This window comes from Vibrio sp. MarTm2, from assembly GCF_027587055.1.
Classification (GTDB): Bacteria; Pseudomonadota; Gammaproteobacteria; order Enterobacterales; family Vibrionaceae; genus Vibrio; species Vibrio sinaloensis_D.
Genome location: NZ_JAPPTK010000003.1, coordinates 283,216 through 301,221 on the forward strand (window position 1 = coordinate 283,216; position 18,006 = coordinate 301,221).

Sequence of the window (18,006 nt, forward strand, 5' to 3'; positions counted from 1 at the left end):
CCAATATAGGAAACCAATATGAAAGTAGTTATCGCTCCAGATTCTTACAAAGAAAGTTTAACCGCTATGGAAGTGGCAACTGCGATTGAAAATGGCTTTAAAGAAATCATGCCTGACGCAGAATACATCAAACTGCCGATGGCTGATGGAGGAGAAGGTACCGTACAGTCCCTAGTGGATGCCACTGGCGGCGATATCGTGACGGTGGAAGTCACCGGTCCGTTAGGCCAACCTGTGGAAGGGTTTTATGGTTTGTTGGGTGATGGCTCTACCGCGGTGATTGAAATGGCCGCAGCGTCAGGGCTGCACTTAGTGGAGCCAAGTGAGCGAAACCCGCTCCTTACCACAACCTACGGTACTGGCCAGCTTATCAAAGCGGCACTCGATAAAGGTGTGAACCACATTATCATCGGCATTGGCGGTAGCTCGACCAACGATGGTGGGGTGGGAATGGCACAAGCTCTTGGCGCGAAATTGGTCGACGCTGAGGGAGCCGACTTGCCTTTTGGTGGTGGCGCTATAGCGCGTTTAGCTAAGATTGATTTGTCTGGTTTGGATCCTCGTTTAGCAAAGATTCAACTCGAAGTCGCTTGTGATGTTGATAATCCTTTGTGTGGCCCGAAAGGCGCCTCTCATGTGTTTGGCCCGCAAAAGGGCGCAACCCCTGAAATGGTTGAACAGCTTGACCAAAATCTCGCGCACTACGCTGCTATGATCTATCAAACCAATGGTAAGGATGTGATCAGTCAAGCGGGTGCAGGAGCTGCTGGTGGACTGGGAGCGGCGCTTTTGGGCTTATTTGATGCAACACTTCGCCCCGGCATTAACATAGTGATGGATGCGGTTAACCTTGCTGAAGTTGTGAAAGATGCCGATTTAGTGATTACGGGCGAAGGGCGCATTGATAGCCAAACCATTCATGGTAAAACACCGATTGGCGTGGCACGTACCGCGAAGCTCTATCAGTTACCTGTGATTGGCATTGCGGGCAGTACTGCGCAAGATTGTCGCGTGGTCCATGATCACGGCATTGATGCGGTGTTCAGTGTGGTGTTGGGGGCAATAGACTTACCCACCGCGCTGAAAGAGGCGGCATTTAATGTGGAGATGACGGCGCGCAATGTGGCCGCTGCGCTCGCGATGCATTTTCGTTAACCGCCTGTACTTAGACAAAGTAAAAATGACCGCATAATGCGGTCATTTTTTCATTCATAGTTTTCTATTCGCATTCGTTTAACAGTAAACGCTAATCTCAATTAGATTAGAATCTGGATCTAGAAAGTAGACAGACTGAATAGGGCCTTGGGCTCCAGATTTCTCAACTGGCCCTTCGATGATGTCTACCTGCTCTTTAGTTAAGTGAGTAATCACTTCCTCGAGTGGCCAACGTGTTATCAAACAAAGATCTCCTGAGCCAACTTGCGCTCGGTTTCTCGGCTCCTGACCTAACAGTTGTAAATTAATCTTCTGGTTTCCAAACTTTAGCGCCTTACGACCGTTGGCGAAGGTGACCTCTTCCATCAACAGCACCCGTTGGTAAAACGCTACAGAATGGGCAATGTCCGAGACGGTGAGAACAATATGGTCGATATGGCTTATCATTGTAGTTCTTCCTCGGCAGTCGGTCTTTCGCTCAAAGCAATCAATCGAGTGCCTGCAATTTTATCATGCAGGAACAGGCGATCTTTGTTAAAAAATACGTACAGAAAGCCAAGTCCCACTGTCGCTACGGTGAAAAACTTGAGAAAGTTGCGTTCGCAAGATTGCCACAAAGAGATGTCTCCGCCCTCTTTGTCGACGACTTTTATCTTCAATGCCGATTTACCGACCGTATTGAACCCTCCTCGGCACTCAAAGATGACAAAGTAGATAAAACAAAGTAGAGCGGAAAAGTCTCTGACTTGGTTTCGGTGTGGGTAGAATTCTGTTCGCTCAATCGTCCCGTCTAAAAATCCTTTAAAAATAATGTCATAACCCATAAAGAACCAAAAGAAGCCAAAAGTGATGAAAAATATGGGGAGTACATCAATGAGATATGCGAAAAATCGGCGCCAAAGCATGATTAGAGTTTACCTTTTTGAAGAGTTTGAAAAATGATGTGGTTTGCTTACAGCTGGTGCGCTGAACAGATCACTAGATGCATAGGTCGAGAGACTATGTCAGAGTCTTTTCCATCACGACGCAATCTAAGCTCACTCCCCGTGGAGAGTGATAGGTCGAGATTTCGTCCCCTTGAAATCCGCAAGAGCGGTAGAAAGGGGCGGCATTGAGGGTTGCCTCTAAGACCATTTTTTCCAGTTTGTGCTCTCTAGCCATTTGCTCAAGAAAAGCCAGCATCTTTTTTGCTGCGCCCAAACCAAAATAAGGGGGATCGACAAATACGGCATCGACCATGCCTGTTTTTGTGTTGAGTTTGCCACACCCCACCACGTTGCCGTTTACCTCAGAAACGTAAAAGGTCTCGACAATGTCTTCTTTCAGCTTTTCAGACACGCCACCTTGTGTCCAAAGGGCGAGCTGCTCTGGTTGATAATGGTCAGCACATTTGGCAAGAATGGATCGCTTGCGCAAATCGTAGATAGGCTGAACATCAAACGCATTGGCTTTGCGGATCTCTATCATGCGTTCTTCCTTGAATAGCGATTGAATAGGGCAACGAATTGCTTTGGATGCATAATGACACAGAGGCGCATTTTTCTACAAATATATTTTATAAATCATTGGTTTGCTATGAGCGTCTGCTTGTTTCGCGGGATTATCAATAAAGTCTTTGATCGAAAAAGGCCGCGAATCGTCGCGGCCTTGGGGAGTTGAGTCGTGAGCTGGATTAGCAGCCGTAAGTCTCTTTGATGTACGCTTCAAATTGATCGCACATCGCCTCATCAGATTCTTGGTTGCTTGCCAACTCTTTGCTGCCATCGACGACTTTAATGGTCGCGTTCAATGACGCAACTTCCGCTTGTTGGCGCGTCGCTAAGTCAGCAATTTTTTCTTGCTGGGCTGCCCAAGCCTCTTCTGAAGAGAGGTTACACGCATCCGCCAAATACTTAGCGTTAAACCCTTCACCCGTTAAGCTCACAATGGTCTCGTTATGAGAAAGCTGGTTGCCTGAATGCCAGTAGTGTTTGGCTAGCAGTGGGCCTATTTCAGGGTTGTCGGTTAGGTAGCCGAATTTATCAAGGAAGTAAGCACGTGTCTGGTACACCGCCATATGTGCTAGCAGGTAGCCGTGATAGGCACAAGCAGCTTCATCTGACACTAGGTGAGGGATTGCCATAAGCGGACGCGGGCTGCACTCTAGACCAAGAATCTGTTTTTCACACTGGCGCGCAAGAGCGGTAATGCGCTCAGGAGTGAGCTCTTCATCACTCAGTTGATATAGCGCACGCTCAAAGTAAGGCACAACCAAGATGCTACGTTCTGAGAAAGCAGCAAACGGCTGACGACTGTTGATCATTGCCTTAATCACGTCGTCTGGCACAGGGTTGCCTTGTGCGTCCAGTGCGTACTGTTTTAACCAGTCTGCATCGTTGAGCAAGCTATCACAGAACATTGATTGAGTTTCTGCGTAAGCCATAGAGGTAGGCGCAAACTCTTGAGAGAAACACGGCGCGTTCATTTTGACGTTTGCAAAGTGCGCAGCGTGACCGCCCTCATGGAACAAGGTGTTGATACCAGAATATCCGCTGCCAACTTGGTCTGGCTTGGCGTTGCTGGTGAAGTTAACCTTGGCTGCAACCCACTCGTTTTGGTTATAGAATGAAGGAATAGGACCGTGGCAGAAGCCGTTCGGGTATTTGCCTTTTCTGTCGAGCAGATCCAGCGTGAGCTCTGCGCCAGAATAGTCAATGTTCAAACGACCAAACGATTCAACCCAGCGGCGAAGTGACTTGGAGAAGGGCACATACGGGTCCAGATCGCGCATAGCGTCACCTGAGTACGAGTACACGAAGTTGTGGCCCGTCAGCGCGTTGTCCCCTTTTTCTTTAGCGAGATTGGCGAGGCTAGCAAGGTTAGTATCACGAGTGCGAGCTTCAAAGTCGTCAAGAATGGCAAACAGCTCATCTGAGGTCATCTTCTCCGTTTTAACTACGGAGTAATCGAAGAATGTGTCGTAACCTAAAGAACGCGCAAATTGATTGCGCAGTTTGATCAGCTCAATGAAGCCATTTTGTAGCAACCACTGCTCTAGTCCAAGTAGCGCTTGGTGCGCCGATTGACGGACGTCTTCATGGTTGTTGGTACGAATGGTTGAGGCCAATACAGGCAGTGAGCCTTCAACTTGTTTGCCATGCTCATCGGTAAAAGTGAGAACATGGTTCTGCTTTCGTTCAAACAGTCCTGCTTCGAACTCAATCAACTGGTTTTTGAGAGCTTGCGCTTCATTCCCTTCAATCGCGTGAGCTTGGAATGTGTTTAACCAACCATTTAGCCCGGTTTGGGTCGCCTTTTTCTCGGCATCATCGGTAATGGATTCGGCTGCTTCCAACTGGTGTTTGATCTCAGCGATTTGCTCGGCATTGCTAAGAAAGTTGGTCCACTCAGTTTGCGCTTTGGTCGACCCGTCATGATCATCACTGATGCCCATGTAAGTCTCCCAGAAAAAGTCTTCTTTAGTACGGTGGATGGTGAGGTAACGTTGATTCAGATCGTTGAGATATTCTGTAGCGGTCATTTGGTTCCTTCAAATGTGTTCGATAAAAAACAGGTCATTATCGCATGCTTTAGAGGGCGTTAGGAGTGATAGGCGAGATCCATATTGTCTTGAGTTGTAAAGCCCACTCTACGAACATCGTATGTTTTATGTCGAGAATAAGACGCATTATAACCCCATGTTCTGCGGCTCCTCAGACCAAGGTGCACCCACATAGAACACGCTATGTGGGGCAAAATGTTTACACTTTCCGCAGGGCTACTTTTATTAACCCGCCTTTTGGATTACGCCTAGAGTGATGCCTTGCTCAAAGCTGACTTTCCCCTGAACGAGCGCGTTAAGAGCTGCTTCACTGAGGAGAAGGACACGACTTGATGAAGACTCATCACTTGGAGCCGAGTGAACGGTAATGGATTGACCATGTTCAACCTTGCTCCATAAATGACTGTCGACAAGATAAATGTAGCCAACTGACTGCAACTCACTGGCGTATTTGTCTGCCATTAGTTTCAGCCACCAACTGGCTCTTCGTAAACCAGAAGGCCCGTTGAGAGACGAAATCGTATCAATTGTCTGGCTGTCTAGTGCGTCGTACGTTGACATCGCGACATCTAGAGAGCCCGGGTAACTTTCGGTAAATGGATTGCTAAATTGACCATCGTAGGTACATGCCTGAGCAGCGAGGCTGACACTGCTCAGGCAAATCGCAACCAGCATATTGAGTTGCTTCATTATGGTTTCCTATGGCGTGACAATGTTAAACCAGAAGTTGAAGGTATCTAGCATGCCCACAAAGTCTTTGAACACTTTTTTGTCGCCTTTCAGTTTTAAATCACCGCTCGAAATGGCTTGCTCAAGCGTCATCTCGCCAAGCTGTACCTTGTCTAATGCTTCTTTTGTTAGGGTTAAAGAGACGTCCGGATCGTCCGATTGTTTGGTAGTGTGGTTTAACACCGAGTTTTCGATGTAAAGCGTGTATTGCTCATCAAGGTCGGTGAAGTTTATGTTGATGGTGTAGTCTTTGCCCGCCGCTTTTTCTGGGAGCAGACGTACTGCTAAGTAGTCAAACAGCATTTCAGGTGGCATGTTTTTGATGATGTCTGGAGACGCGGTATTTGTCCCACCAGAAGAAGGTGTACCGTTGCGTAGCTCATAGGCACCTTGGAGGTAGACCGAGCGCCAAGGTCCAGACTCTGCTTGGTAACCTAGCTGTTCATAGGTATCAGCGAGCAGCAGTTTGCCTTTTTTGCTTTGTGGATTGGCAAAGACGACGTGTTTAAGTGCTTCAGCCACCCAGCGGTAGTTGCCTTTGTCGAAGTCTTGTTGCGCTTTATCGATGACCGCATTTTCACCGCCCATGTATTCGACGTATTTGACGGCAGCGTTGGTTGGTGGAAGATTGTTCAGATCAGATGGGTTGCCGCTATACCAACCCATGTAACGTTGATAGACCGCGCGACTATTGTGTCGGAGCGTGCCGTAGTAACCACGAGTATTCCAGTTCTGATCGATCTCTTTCGGGAACTGAATAATCTCGGAAATTTCGGAACCGATGTAGCCTTGGTTCATGAGTCGAACCGTTTGATCGTGAGTGTATTTGTACATATCACGTTGAAGTTTGAAGTAATCGACAATCTCTGCTTGCCCCCACATCGGCCAATGGTGACTTTGGAATTTGACCTCGACTTCGTCGCCCCACATTTCGATAGTTTCATTCAAGTACGATGACCACTTCAGCGCATCGCGCACCTGAGCACCGCGTAGAGTCAGGATATTGTGCATGGTATTGGTACTGTTCTCTGCCATCCAGAGTGCTTTCTTCTCTGGTAGCCAGGTATTGATTTCAGTAGGTGCTTCCGACCCTGGCGTGTATTGGAATACCATTTTTACGCCATCAACAATGTGCTCTTCGCCCGTCTTTTCGATGACGAGTGTGGGTCTAATGAGTGTTGCTAGCCCCGTCGACGTGGTTTGTCCTAAGCCACCATTGACACCTCCCTGCGCATTCCTAGGCAATAAGGCTCCGTACATATAGATGGCGCGTCGACCCATTGCATTACCTGCAATCACGTTTTCAGATACGGCGTGTTCTGTGAATCCGTGGGAAGCAATGATTTGGACTTTACCGGCGGTCACGTCTGCTTCGTCGACAATGCCACGCACGCCGCCAAAGTGGTCGATATGGCTATGGCTGTAGATCACAGCGGTGACAGGTCTTTCCCCTAACTCCGAGTTGATAAAATCGAGCGCCGCTTTGGCGGTTTCTTGCGAGATCAGTGGGTCAAACACAATCCATCCAGTTTTACCCTCTACGAAAGTGATATTGGTTAAGTCGTAACCACGTACTTGGTAGATTCCATCCGTGACTTTGAAAAGACCATTGATCACGTTGAGCTGAGCATTTCGCCAAAGACTAGGGTTAACGCTATCAGGTGCTTTTGCGTCAAGAGTAATGAACTTCTTGTACTCTTCGAGATCCCAAACGACATCGCCTTTGTCATTAGTGATTGTCACGACATCTTGCTTGGCAATAAAGCCTTTCTGCGCGCGTTCAAAATCCTTTGTGTCGTTGAACGGCAAGACTTTATAGAGAGCTTGGTTGGCTTTGATAGTCGCCTTAGTAGCCGGTTTAGAGTCGACAGCGGCATAGCTATTGACGGACATTGCAATGGTTAGAAGGGAGAGGGTGAAACGTTTCATACCTAGTCCTTATTATATGAACAAACTTTTATATCTAAACATAGACTAGGTTTTAACCATTTCAATTTATTGGCAATTTAGTTTTATATTTCTGAGTGAATGCTCTGACTTCTTCCTATTGTTGGGAAATGAATCTCGTTTTTTCAGCCCGCTACTGGAGAAATTACAGTGTAAATCGCGCTAGATAGAAACGCCTTTTGATGCGATTTTAGCCGCCGATCTTCTGCACTACATTCTTTAACGGCTTTTGGGGCGCGCTCAATGATATACTCCCCAAGTCGACTCACTTCGGCATTCGGTTATGTGGTCAAGTCACCGCGTCCGTTAGCCTGTTAACTTTTATCTAGGAATCCACTCGATGTCTTTTTCTTCCTTATCTCTTGTTCCAAAACTTGTTCAGGCACTGCCGCAAAACGTGGTCAAACCGACGGATATACAAGCTTTGGTGATTCCACAAATGTTGGAAGAGAAAGACGTGCTAGCGCAGGCGAATACTGGCAGTGGTAAAACACTCGCTTACCTACTGCCACTGTTACAGCGCCTTTTGCCAAACCCTGATCAACAAGCTTTAGTTTTAGTTCCAACTCGCGAACTGGCTTTTCAAGTCAATGATTCGGTAGGTGAAATCACTGAGCCGCTTGGTTTGAGTTCGGTGGTATTGTGTGGCGGTGTCGATAAAGCGCAGCAGCAAGCTAAGTTAGCGAAGAGGCCAAATATATTGATAGCCACGACAGGGCGACTGTTAGATTTGCTAAGCGCTGAAGAGCTGTCGCTAAAGCAGGTGAAGACGCTAATCTTGGATGAGGCGGACCGTCTATTGGATATGGGCTTTTGGCCAGATGTCCAAGCGATTGCGGAAAAACTACCTGCACAACGACAAACGGCGATGTTCTCTGCCACCTTCTCTGACGCATTAAAACAAAAAGCGACGGCTTTGATGAGTGCGCATGTTGCGTTGACGGCTCACCAAGAAAACAGCACCAACAAAGACATTGCGGAGACGCTTTATTTGGTCAACAAAGGCAGTAAAGCGAAAGCGCTGATTGAGCTGATTAAACAGAACCATTGGTCTCAAGCACTGGTATTTATTGGTGCAAAAGAGAATGCCGATAGCTTGGCGAAAAAGCTCAATAAAGCCGCTATCACCACCAGTGCTTTGCATGGCAATAAGAGTCAATCTGAGCGTGAAGAGACGCTAGCACAATTCAAATCTGGTCAGACTCAAGTGCTGATTGCTACAGACTTGCTCGCCCGTGGCATTCACATCGAACAACTACCAGTAGTGATTAACTTTGAGTTGCCAATGCACGCAGAGACTTACGTTCACCGAGTTGGGCGTACAGCCCGTGCAGGCGAGCAAGGGGTGGCAATATCGCTAGTCTGCCACGGCGAAACAGAGGCTTTAAATGCTATTCGTAGCCTGACTCAGCGTGAGTTACCGGTTCAAGAACTGGAGGGTTTTCCTGTTACCGATAAACCCTCGACAGGCGAAAGCAAACGCGCCCCACGTGACAAAAAAGCCAATCGCCGTACCAACAGTAAAAAGAGTATTAAGCAGTTTCAGGGGAAGCGGCCAAACTCCAACGCAAAGATATAGTCGGCTATGTTGGTTAAATCGATGGAGTTAAATCAACAAACTGCGAACTTATCGGCGACACCCATTAGTCGTCGTAGTCTTATGCCTAGAGCTCGTTACAAAGTACCCACTGGAGGCAGTACGATTTATACAATACATACTGCACTCCCTTTTTTACTTGTTTAGTAGACTATTAAGCAGTGGGTAATCGGTGTACCCACGTTCATCCCCACCAAAGAGGGTTGAGCCATCCAGTTCGGCCAGAGGTCGTTGGTGCTGTAAACGCGCCACCAAATCTGGGTTAGACACAAACGGGCGTCCAAACGCGACTAAATCCGCATAACCTTTTTCAAGTACCTCGTCAGCACGATCTTGGGTGTAACTGCCAGCCACGATAATCGTATTGGTGAAGTATTCGCGCAGTTTGATGCGGAAGCTTTCTGGAATCACTGGTGCGTCGTCCCAATCCGCTTCAGACAGATGCAAGTACGCAATATCACGAGCTTGAAGTTGTTTCGACGCATCGAGAATGGTTGGCACAATGTCTGGGCAGTTCATGTCCTTGAAAGTGATGAAAGGTGCGAGTCGCACTCCCACTTTGTTGGCCCCAATGGCTTCGCTCACCGCATCGACCACTTCTAACAAAAAGCGAAGTCGGTTTTCGCGAGTTCCGCCGTAGTTATCGGTTCTGTGGTTTGAATTGGTACGTAGGAACTGGTCAATCAGGTAACCATTACCGCCGTGGATTTCAACGCCATCGAAGCCTGCTTCAATCGCACGTTTCGCTGCATGGGCAAAATCACTCACAACGCGGTCAATATCGGCTTGAGTCATCGCTCTTGGCTCTACACAATCGACCATGTTGCCATTGCCTTGTTCGTCGGCAATCCACACTTGGGTTTCTACAGGTTTTAGTGCTGATGGGGCAATAGGCTGTTCGCCTTTTTGGAATGTCGGGTGTGATACACGACCGACATGCCACAACTGACAAAACATCGCTGCGCCTTGCTCTTTTGCTGCTTGAGTGACGGTTTTCCAGCCTGCCACTTGTTCATCAGTGTAGACGCCTGGTGTGAATGAGTAACCCTGCGAATCGTCTGAAATCTGGGTGGCTTCAGAGATAATTAAGCCTGCACTAGCGCGCTGCTTGTAGTAAGTCGCCATCATTTGGTTTGGAATGTTTCCCGGTTGGCTAGTGCGCGCTCGGGTCATTGGTGCCATGACTACACGGTTTTGTAGATCCAGTTGTTTTAGCTGTGCTGGTTCAAATAGTTTGCTCATTATCGTTTATCCAGTCGTATTTGATGGGCTCAGTATATTAGGTAGAAGAAATTTGATAATTGGGTAATATTTGAATTGATTATTCAGCTCAGTCGAATAATGAGGTTTTAGGAGAGAATGTGGACAAGTTTTCGGATATGTCGCTGTTTGTCAGCATAGTGAAGAACCAAGGGCTGGCGGCGGCTGGCAGAGAGATCGGCTTATCGCCAGCAACAGTAACGGCAAGATTGCAGTCGCTGGAAGACCGTTATGGGGTGAAATTACTTAATCGCAGTACAAGGCATATCTCACTGACGGACTCTGGCGCTATGTACCATCAGGCATGCTTGGAAATCATCGACAGCGTCAAAGAGACGGAGAACTTACTCCAACCAAAGAAGTGCGCGGCACACTTAAAATCTCGGCTCCTCGTGATATTGGTAAGCAATACATTTCGCCAATACTGTCGGAATTTAGTCAGCTCTATCCCGATGTGATCCCTTATCTGTATTTGAACGATAACTTATCCAACTTGGCGGAGTCCGGTTTGGACATCGTTGTTCGATATGGGGAGTTAGCCGACAGCAACCTTATCTCTCGTAAACTGGCGTCCAATCGCCGAGTGCTTTGCGCTTCTCCTCAGTATTTGGCAAAGAAAGGCACGCCGATCACTCCACAAGATTTAGCTCAGCACGATTGTTTAGCCATGGTTCGCAGCAATGAAGAGTTGAAAACATGGCACTTTCAAGATGAAGAGCAGCACAATGTTGTTACTGTCGTACCGAAGCGTTTTTCTGATGATGGCGAAGTGATTCGTCAATGGGCGTTAGATGGGGCGGGGATTGCGTTGAAATCGATTCTTGATGTACAAGAAGACATCAAGCAACAGCGTTTAGTGACGGTGTTAAATGGCTATATGAAGAACTTCAACGCATCGACCTCTTCTGCTGGCGCAGGTTTGAACGTGATTTACCTGAGCCGCCAGTATCAACCCAAGCGACTTCGTTTGTTTTTGGACTTCTTGATTGAGCGTTTTAAGTTCGATTAAGTTGAGAATCTAGTGGGCTCCTGTCTAGACCCTTCATGTTTTCGCTCTTCGCCTTTAGTTCTTTAGCCAATAACGAATGAAGTTAGTGCTCTTACTAGACTACGCCAATGGTAATTGAAAGGTGCTTTTGATCTCTTTGACGGATACGTTGGATTGAATCGCGCTAACGCCTTTTACCCGTCTCATCGAGCTTATGCGTTCAAAATATTCGTCGAGATCATGCGCGACGACTTGGACAATGTAGTCAGCACCGCCCGCGATACAATGACACATGAGAATCCAGTTTGCATCGGCGACAAAGTCTTCAAAAGGCTCGGTATTTTCTACTTCATGACTGCCTAGTGTCACTAGCGTAAAACCAGAGACTTGGAAGCCGAGCTTTTTACGGTTCAGCTTTGCGGCGTAACCCTCAATGTAGCCTTCCTCTTCCATCTTTTTCCAGCGTCGCCAGCAGGGCGTTTCACTTAGGTTAACCGTCTCGGCGAGTTTGGAATTGCTCATGCGACCATCTTTCTGAATATGGTCAAGAATGGCGAAATCGGTACTATCTAATTCAAAATTGGTGGATTCTTTCTTTTTCATAATTGTTTTAGAAATAGTCTGCTCAAATTGGCTTCTATCGTAGCGCAGATAGCAATTTTCTTTCTACCCAAATCGTTAGACTGTTGCCATATTCGTTGATTAGTTTTTGGGAGAGAGTGCATGAGTGCTCAATTGTTGGCGGCATTTTTGTTGTTTGCCGTTTCTATTTCTTTAACGCCGGGAGCAGGTAACGTCGCGCTGTTAGGTATTTCGAGCCGATATGGGTTTTCTGCGACAGTGCCATTTGTGTTGGGTAATGCCGTCGGGGTGATCATCATGTTGGTTGGTGCAAGTGTGGGGCTTGTCAGTTTGTTTACCCTTTACCCAGACTTGTACATGGCGTTGAAGTGGATTGGTGCGGCGTACCTGTTGTATCTCGCATGGTCGATTGCCACGATGGAACTCGACAATGATTCGAATGCAAAAAAGTCCGGCTTTTTATCTGGCGTTTGGGTGCAAATTCTTAATCCGAAAAGTTGGGTTGCCTCGCTGACAGTGTTCTCTCAATTTATCTCGCCAAACAATGATTACCTGACTCAAGTGGTGATCATTATTAGCGTGATGGTAGGAACGGGTGTGCTGGGGATGTTTGCTTGGGCGTACTTTGGCACTGTATTAAACCGTTTTATTCAGTCACCACAAAAGGTGGTCTGGGTAAACCGCTGTATGGGCAGCAGCCTTGCGTTAGTGGTGGTGTTTATGCTGAGCCAGCCGGTTTAGGCGTGAGTTTTGTAAAGGGATGGTATCCACCATCCCTTTTTCGTTAGGATTAACGGAACTGTGGCATGTAGTCGAGGTTGGCTTCAATTGTCTCTTCTAGAGCCTTTTCAAGAATCGTCCCGGTGGTTACTAACGGGTTCAAAATCAATGCTCGATGCGCTGTATTGCGGTCGCCAGTGACAGCAGCTTCTACCGTGAGTGATTCAAAGTCTTTCATCAATTGAATCAAGCGTAGTGTGTCACTTGGAAATGGTGCGACGTTCAAGGCCACAGGTCCCGATTTTGTGATCATACAGCTGACTTCCACCGCGCAATCGTCAGGTAAACCTGCAATGGCACCGTTGTTACGGGTGTTTACGTGCATGATGGTGCGCTTATCGTTGTAGATAGAGCTCATCAGCTCGCAGGCAGCTTCTGAGTAGTATTGACCACCACGCTTTTCGAGCTCTTTTGGTTTCTCGTTGAGTTCTGGATTGCGGTAGATATCGAACAGTCGTTTCTCCATGGCTTTGACCACTTCACCGCGTGTGCCTTCGCCGTTCGCTTCTTCAATCTCTTGGCTCATGATGTCTTCGCTGGTGTAGTAATAGCGTAGGTAAGCACACGGGATCATCCCCATATTACGCAGCAGCTCTTGTGGCCAGTCGAATGGAGGAATGTTTTGCGGCACCAAAGGATCGTTGCCGGACAGGATCTCTTCGACCACTTCTTGCAGTTTGTCTCGACCTTCGTGCAGGATCTGGCGTGCCCAGATAAAGTGGTTCAACCCCGCAACTTGCAGTACAAACTCGTGCTCGTTAGCACCTAGCATTTGGGCGATGCCTTTTTGCATGATCACGGGCACGTTACATAAACCGACCGCTTTCACTTTAGTGTGTTTGAGAATCGCTTCTGTCACCATGCCTGATGGGTTGGTAAAGTTGAGCAACCAAGCATCTGGACACAACACTTCCATCTCTTTACAGATTTCTAGAGCGATAGGAATGGTGCGACAAGCATTGGCAAAACCGCCTAAGCCGTTGGTCTCTTGACCGATCATGCCGTACTTCAGCGAGATGCGTTCATCACGGATTCGACCCTCCAAGCAGCCAGCACGAAATTGAGAACAGACAAAGTCTGCGTCTTTCAAAGCAGGTTTGCGATCCAAAGTGACGTGCACATCAATATGCGACATGTCGTTTTTAGCCAACATGCGACGTGTTAGATCGCCAATGATGCTGACTTTCTCTGCGCCATCTTCGATATCAACCAACCACAGTTCGCCGATTGGCAGTTCATGATTGCGTTTGATCAGACCTTCGATTAGCTCTGGTGTGTAGCTAGAGCCTGCGCCAATGATGGTAATTTTAAGATTCTTTTTCATCGTGATGTTCTCGTTATGGATAAGACAGTTTGATTTAAAAGCATCCCGATTAGCTTCACAAACCAAACAAATCTTGCTATGGATTAGTACAGCTAATTTATGGAAGGTCGAATGATGGACAGAAAGCAGCAGATGCTCTCCAATATGTACACTTTTGCGATTGCAGGTAAGTTTCTTAGCTTTACCAAAGCAGCGGAAGAGCTCTTCATTACCCAAGGGGCGGTGAGCCAACGAATCAAATCGTTAGAAGAGCAACTGGGTTTCAGTTTGTTTGTGCGCATGACGAGGCGATTAGAACTGACCAAAGAAGGTGAGCGATTACTCCATGCATTAAACCAATCGTTCGAAGTTATTTTCTCTGAGCTCGAAGACATCAAGTTTAATGAACTGCGCGGTGAGTTATATATCGGAGCAGCTCCGACGTTCGCCCAGAGTTGGCTTCTGCCAAGGTTGCCAGATTTCCAACGTTTGTACCCGCATCTCAATATAAAACTGAGGGTGAAAGCGAGCCGTTTGGACTTTCAACATGAGCCCGTCGATATCGCGATTTACTACAGCGATAGCGAACATCCGGGTTTTTACCATCAGCGTTTATTTGATGAAGTGCTGTTGCCGGTTTGTAGCCCCAAATACTTTAACGACCATTTTACTGAGCCAGCACCACTACTTGAGCAGTTGGCCAGCGTGACTTTTATTCATTGCTCTGAATCATTAGAGGCGAGTGAACCTAATCAAGAATGGGCGATGTGGCTAGACAAGCAATCTAACCCGCTACTCAACACACTTAACGTGATGGACAGAACGTACTTGTTTAATCACGCCGATATGGCAATGACAGCGGCTAAGAACGGAATGGGGTTGGGGATCGCTCGTGAATCTTTAGTGAAAAGCAGCCTAGAAAACGGTGAACTCATCGCCCCTTTTGAGCGCGTAAGTGCAGAGCGAGGTTACGATTTGATTTGCCTAAACGGGCAGCAACACAGACCAAAGAATGCGGCGTTTATTGAATGGCTTGAGACGCAATTGCCGACGCCCCAATAGGGACAAGCAAAAACGTCCGCGGCGACACTGTTGAGTGAATCTATTGCTATTTCTTTGGTGGATGGATTGTTGGTCACTGTTTCATACAATTTATCATCGAGTCGAAGACGTTAAAAAATGGTAAAATCGCCTGCATTGCCACCCAGTGTCGAAGATGTGGACTGTATCATCAATCTCACACCACATTGTTTAAAAAAGCGGTGGCTAGGACGATTAAAAAGCAAGGAGATTTCATGCTTAATTCTGTAACAGCGAAAGCGGTGATCGATCATGCCCTCTTTTTAGGGGCTGATTTCGCTGAGCTATTCGTTGAACACCATCAAACCAACACTGTCCAGATCGCCTCTGGTGAGGTGGACAAGGTGAACTCGGGTATCGATTTTGGTATCGGTATTCGTCTCTTCTTCGGTCACAAAGTGCTTTACGGTTACACCAACAGCACCGATGAAGCCGAACTAAAACGCGTAACCTCACTGCTTGCAGCAAAAGACAAGCGTGAGCAAATCGCGTCAGCAGGTTCTCTCAATCTGAACCGCTACCCAATTCAACATGGTTGTCGTATGCCACTTGGCAAAGACGCGAACCTAGATTCTAAAATTGCTTTCCTATTGCAAGTTGATAAAGCCGCTCGCGCAGAGAGTGAACATATCAGCCAGTTCATCGGCAGCGTGCTTCAGCGCGAACAACAAGTGTCTATCTTCAATTCAGAAGGTCTACACGTTGACGATACTCGTCACTACATCCGAGTTGCCGGTAATACTGTCGCTCAAAAAGGTAATGAGCAGTCTTCTGGTATGGAAGGTCCTGGCGCTCTTGCTGGTTGGGAGTTCAGTGAACAGCTTGATGCGAAAGAGCTGGGTCAAACTATCGCGCAACAAGCGTTGGTAAAACTTGGCGCGGATGCTTGTCCATCGGGTGAAATGCCGGTGGTGATTGGTAACGGCTTTGGTGGCGTAATCTTCCACGAAGCGTGTGGTCACTTACTAGAAACCACTTCAGTTGCAAAGAAAGCATCAGTCTTCCACGACAAGATGGGCGAAATGGTTGCTCATACCGCCGTGAACGCAGTCGATGATGGCACCATGACCAACGAATGGGGCTCGATTCATGTTGATGACGAAGGCATGAAGACTCAGCGCACTCAATTGATCAAAGACGGTAAGCTAACCAGCTTTATGGTCGATAAAATGGGTGGCATGAAGACAGGTTACGAACCTACGGGTTCTGGTCGTCGTCAAAACTACAAGTTCGCACCAACCTCGCGTATGCGTAACACCTTTATCGAAGAAGGCGAGCATTCACTTGATGACATGCTGGCAGGCATCGAGCGTGGTATCTATGCGAAGAAGATGGGCGGTGGCTCGGTTCAACCGGGTACGGGTGAGTTTAACTTTGCGGTTCGTGAAGCTTATCTTATTGAAAATGGCAAAATCACCAAGCCTCTAAAAACAGCAACGCTGATCAGCACGGGTCCAAAAGTGTTGAAAGAAATCAGCATGGTCGGCAAAGACATGGCACTTGCGCCGGGCATGTGTGGTTCCGTAAGTGGTTCAGTACCAACAACAGTCGGTCAGCCAACGCTGAAAGTCGATAACATTCTGGTAGGAGGCGGTAACTAATGAGCCAAGAACAACAACTTCTTAATGCGGTTGATTACGTCCTGTCGGAAGCAAAACGCCAAGGGGCAGAAGCGGATGTCATTGTAAACCGCAACAGTAGCTTTTCTCTGAAAGCGAACCAAGGAAAGCTGGATGAGTACAAAGTAAGCTCAAGCCAAGTTCTGGGTGTTCGTGTTGTGAAAGATGCGCGTGTTGCAACGAGCTATTCTGAGTCGTTAGAGCAACCAAGCTTAGATTTGATGCTGACTAACGCACTGCAAAGCGCTCGCTTTTCCAAGCAAGATGAACATCAGACTATTAGCTGCGTAAACCGCCAAATCACGACGGATGTTGCTGAGATTTCACAAGAAGACACGACTTCTGTTGATGAAAAAATTGAACTGTCTCTCGCACTTGAGCAAGGCGTAGTCGCTCTGCCTCACGCTTCTAGCGCACCTTACAATGGTTATAGTGATGGCGAAACACAACTGATCATTGCCAATACTCAAGGCACGTTGTGTCAACACTTCGAGCGCTCGTTCACTTGTTACGCGTATACCTTGTTTGAAAAAGACGGCAAACAGTCAATGGCGGGCAGAATGTCACTGGGTCGTCGTTTTGATGAGTTAAATCCAACTTACTGTATCGAAGGCGGTTACAACCTTGCTCGAGATCTTCTTGAAGGTGCACCGGTTGCGACGGGTAACTACCCTGCTATCTTCCATATCAATGCGCTAGCAAGTTTATTCGGTGCTTTTGGCAGTGCTTTCTCTGGCGTAAGCGCGATGAAAGGCATTACTCCATTGGGTGACAAGCTTGGTCAACGTGTTGCGAGTGATTTGATTACCTTTACCGACGCGGCTTACATGCCAAATGGTATGGCAATCGCGAGTTTTGATAGTGAAGGCTTTGCTACTCAAGGCAATGTGATGATTGCTAATGGTGAGTTGAAAACCTTGCTACACAACAGCCAGACCGCAAGTTACTTGGGCGCAGTCTCGACAGCAAGTGCTGCTCGCGGTGCAAAATCGAGCTTAGACGTATCAGCGAATCACAAAGTGATTGCGACAGGCAACAGCAGTGCGTCAGAAGTAAAAGCGGGTGAGTACCTAGAGTTAGTCGAACTTCAAGGTGTCCATTCTGGTGCGGATGCAGTGAGTGGTGATTTCTCATTTGGTGCGAGTGGCTTCTTGTGCCGTGATGGTGAGCGCATTCAACCAGTACGTGGGATCACGGTAGCGGGTAACTTCTACAAGATGCTGCAAGAAGTTGAGGCTGTGGGTGATACTCAGCTAATTAACGATAGCCGCACTTTCTTCTCGCCAGACGTTCGTTTTGCTCGTTTGAGCATTGGTGGTAAGTAAGGCTCAATATAATCACAAGCCAGCTTAACGTATGTTTAAGCAGCCCAAAAAGCCAGTATGTCTGCCATGCTGGCTTTTTTGTTGCGTACCACAAGTGGGA

General features: G+C 47.4%; 15 protein-coding genes and 1 pseudogene. 7 read left to right on the forward strand and 9 right to left on the reverse strand.

Translation table 11 applies throughout. The features are described from left to right. The first annotated feature begins 18 nt into the window (after nucleotides 1–18). Nucleotides 19–1,155 (forward strand): glycerate kinase, encoded by a 1,137-nt coding sequence (locus tag OH458_RS08860; RefSeq protein ID WP_269978044.1) that lies wholly within the window; start codon nucleotides 19–21, stop codon nucleotides 1,153–1,155. Between the two features lie 78 nt (nucleotides 1,156–1,233). Here OH458_RS08860 and OH458_RS08865 read toward each other — a convergent pair whose 3' ends face one another. From OH458_RS08865 to OH458_RS08890, 6 genes are all read right to left on the reverse strand, one after another. Then, on the reverse strand, nucleotides 1,234–1,602 hold the full coding sequence (locus OH458_RS08865) for a VOC family protein (RefSeq protein ID WP_269978045.1): 369 nt from the start codon (nucleotides 1,600–1,602) through the stop codon (nucleotides 1,234–1,236). Continuing rightward, nucleotides 1,599–2,060, reverse strand: a complete 462-nt coding sequence (locus tag OH458_RS08870; RefSeq protein WP_052238218.1) for an RDD family protein — start codon at nucleotides 2,058–2,060, stop codon at nucleotides 1,599–1,601. Before OH458_RS08870 ends, OH458_RS08865 begins: the two co-directional genes overlap by 4 nt. Nucleotides 2,061–2,154: 94 nt before the next feature. Further along, nucleotides 2,155–2,622 carry a GNAT family N-acetyltransferase gene (locus OH458_RS08875; RefSeq protein ID WP_269978046.1) on the reverse strand — a complete coding sequence of 156 codons (468 nt, stop codon included), beginning with the start codon at nucleotides 2,620–2,622 and terminating at the stop codon, nucleotides 2,155–2,157. A 205-nt stretch (nucleotides 2,623–2,827) separates the two neighbouring features. Beyond that, nucleotides 2,828–4,675, reverse strand: coding sequence for a M3 family metallopeptidase (locus OH458_RS08880; RefSeq protein WP_269978047.1), 1,848 nt, complete (start codon nucleotides 4,673–4,675; stop codon nucleotides 2,828–2,830). 246 nt (nucleotides 4,676–4,921) lie between these two features. After that, complete coding sequence (locus tag OH458_RS08885) at nucleotides 4,922–5,386, reverse strand: hypothetical protein (RefSeq protein WP_269978048.1); 465 nt, start codon at nucleotides 5,384–5,386, stop codon at nucleotides 4,922–4,924. A gap of 9 nt (nucleotides 5,387–5,395) precedes the next feature. Further along, nucleotides 5,396–7,354: an alkyl/aryl-sulfatase gene (locus OH458_RS08890; RefSeq protein ID WP_269978049.1), complete on the reverse strand. Its 1,959-nt coding sequence runs from the start codon at nucleotides 7,352–7,354 to the stop codon at nucleotides 5,396–5,398. A gap of 358 nt (nucleotides 7,355–7,712) precedes the next feature. On the opposite strand from OH458_RS08890, the gene OH458_RS08895 reads away from it, so the two are divergent. Further along, the gene (locus OH458_RS08895; protein ID WP_269978050.1) at nucleotides 7,713–8,951 is read left to right on the forward strand and encodes a DEAD/DEAH box helicase; all 1,239 of its coding nucleotides are present in this window, start codon (nucleotides 7,713–7,715) and stop codon (nucleotides 8,949–8,951) included. A gap of 153 nt (nucleotides 8,952–9,104) precedes the next feature. Here the strand turns inward: OH458_RS08895 and OH458_RS08900 are convergent, their stop codons facing one another. Continuing rightward, complete coding sequence (locus tag OH458_RS08900; protein WP_269978051.1) at nucleotides 9,105–10,211, reverse strand: alkene reductase; 1,107 nt, start codon at nucleotides 10,209–10,211, stop codon at nucleotides 9,105–9,107. A 119-nt stretch (nucleotides 10,212–10,330) separates the two neighbouring features. On the opposite strand from OH458_RS08900, the pseudogene OH458_RS08905 reads away from it, so the two are divergent. Further along, a pseudogene (locus OH458_RS08905) lies at nucleotides 10,331–11,238 on the forward strand (LysR family transcriptional regulator). Between the two features lie 99 nt (nucleotides 11,239–11,337). Here the strand turns inward: OH458_RS08905 and OH458_RS08910 are convergent. Continuing rightward, nucleotides 11,338–11,820, reverse strand: a complete 483-nt coding sequence (locus tag OH458_RS08910; protein WP_269978052.1) for an Lrp/AsnC family transcriptional regulator — start codon at nucleotides 11,818–11,820, stop codon at nucleotides 11,338–11,340. A 120-nt stretch (nucleotides 11,821–11,940) separates the two neighbouring features. On the opposite strand from OH458_RS08910, the gene OH458_RS08915 reads away from it, so the two are divergent. Then, entirely contained in the window at nucleotides 11,941–12,540 is a 600-nt protein-coding gene (locus tag OH458_RS08915; protein WP_049535287.1) for a LysE family translocator, read from the forward strand. A 49-nt stretch (nucleotides 12,541–12,589) separates the two neighbouring features. Here OH458_RS08915 and OH458_RS08920 read toward each other — a convergent pair whose 3' ends face one another. After that, nucleotides 12,590–13,903: a 6-phospho-beta-glucosidase gene (locus tag OH458_RS08920; RefSeq protein ID WP_269978053.1), complete on the reverse strand. Its 1,314-nt coding sequence runs from the start codon at nucleotides 13,901–13,903 to the stop codon at nucleotides 12,590–12,592. A gap of 114 nt (nucleotides 13,904–14,017) precedes the next feature. Between OH458_RS08920 and OH458_RS08925 the strand changes: the two genes are divergently transcribed. The 3 genes from OH458_RS08925 (at nucleotide 14,018) to OH458_RS08935 (ending at nucleotide 17,906) form a co-directional block, all read left to right on the forward strand. Next, complete coding sequence (locus OH458_RS08925; protein ID WP_269978271.1) at nucleotides 14,018–14,944, forward strand: LysR substrate-binding domain-containing protein; 927 nt, start codon at nucleotides 14,018–14,020, stop codon at nucleotides 14,942–14,944. A gap of 233 nt (nucleotides 14,945–15,177) precedes the next feature. Beyond that, the gene (locus tag OH458_RS08930; RefSeq protein ID WP_269978054.1) at nucleotides 15,178–16,563 is read left to right on the forward strand and encodes a TldD/PmbA family protein; all 1,386 of its coding nucleotides are present in this window, start codon (nucleotides 15,178–15,180) and stop codon (nucleotides 16,561–16,563) included. After that, nucleotides 16,563–17,906: a TldD/PmbA family protein gene (locus tag OH458_RS08935; protein ID WP_269978055.1), complete on the forward strand. Its 1,344-nt coding sequence runs from the start codon at nucleotides 16,563–16,565 to the stop codon at nucleotides 17,904–17,906. The genes OH458_RS08930 and OH458_RS08935 overlap by 1 nt, the downstream gene beginning before the upstream one ends. Nucleotides 17,907–18,006 lie beyond the last annotated feature (100 nt).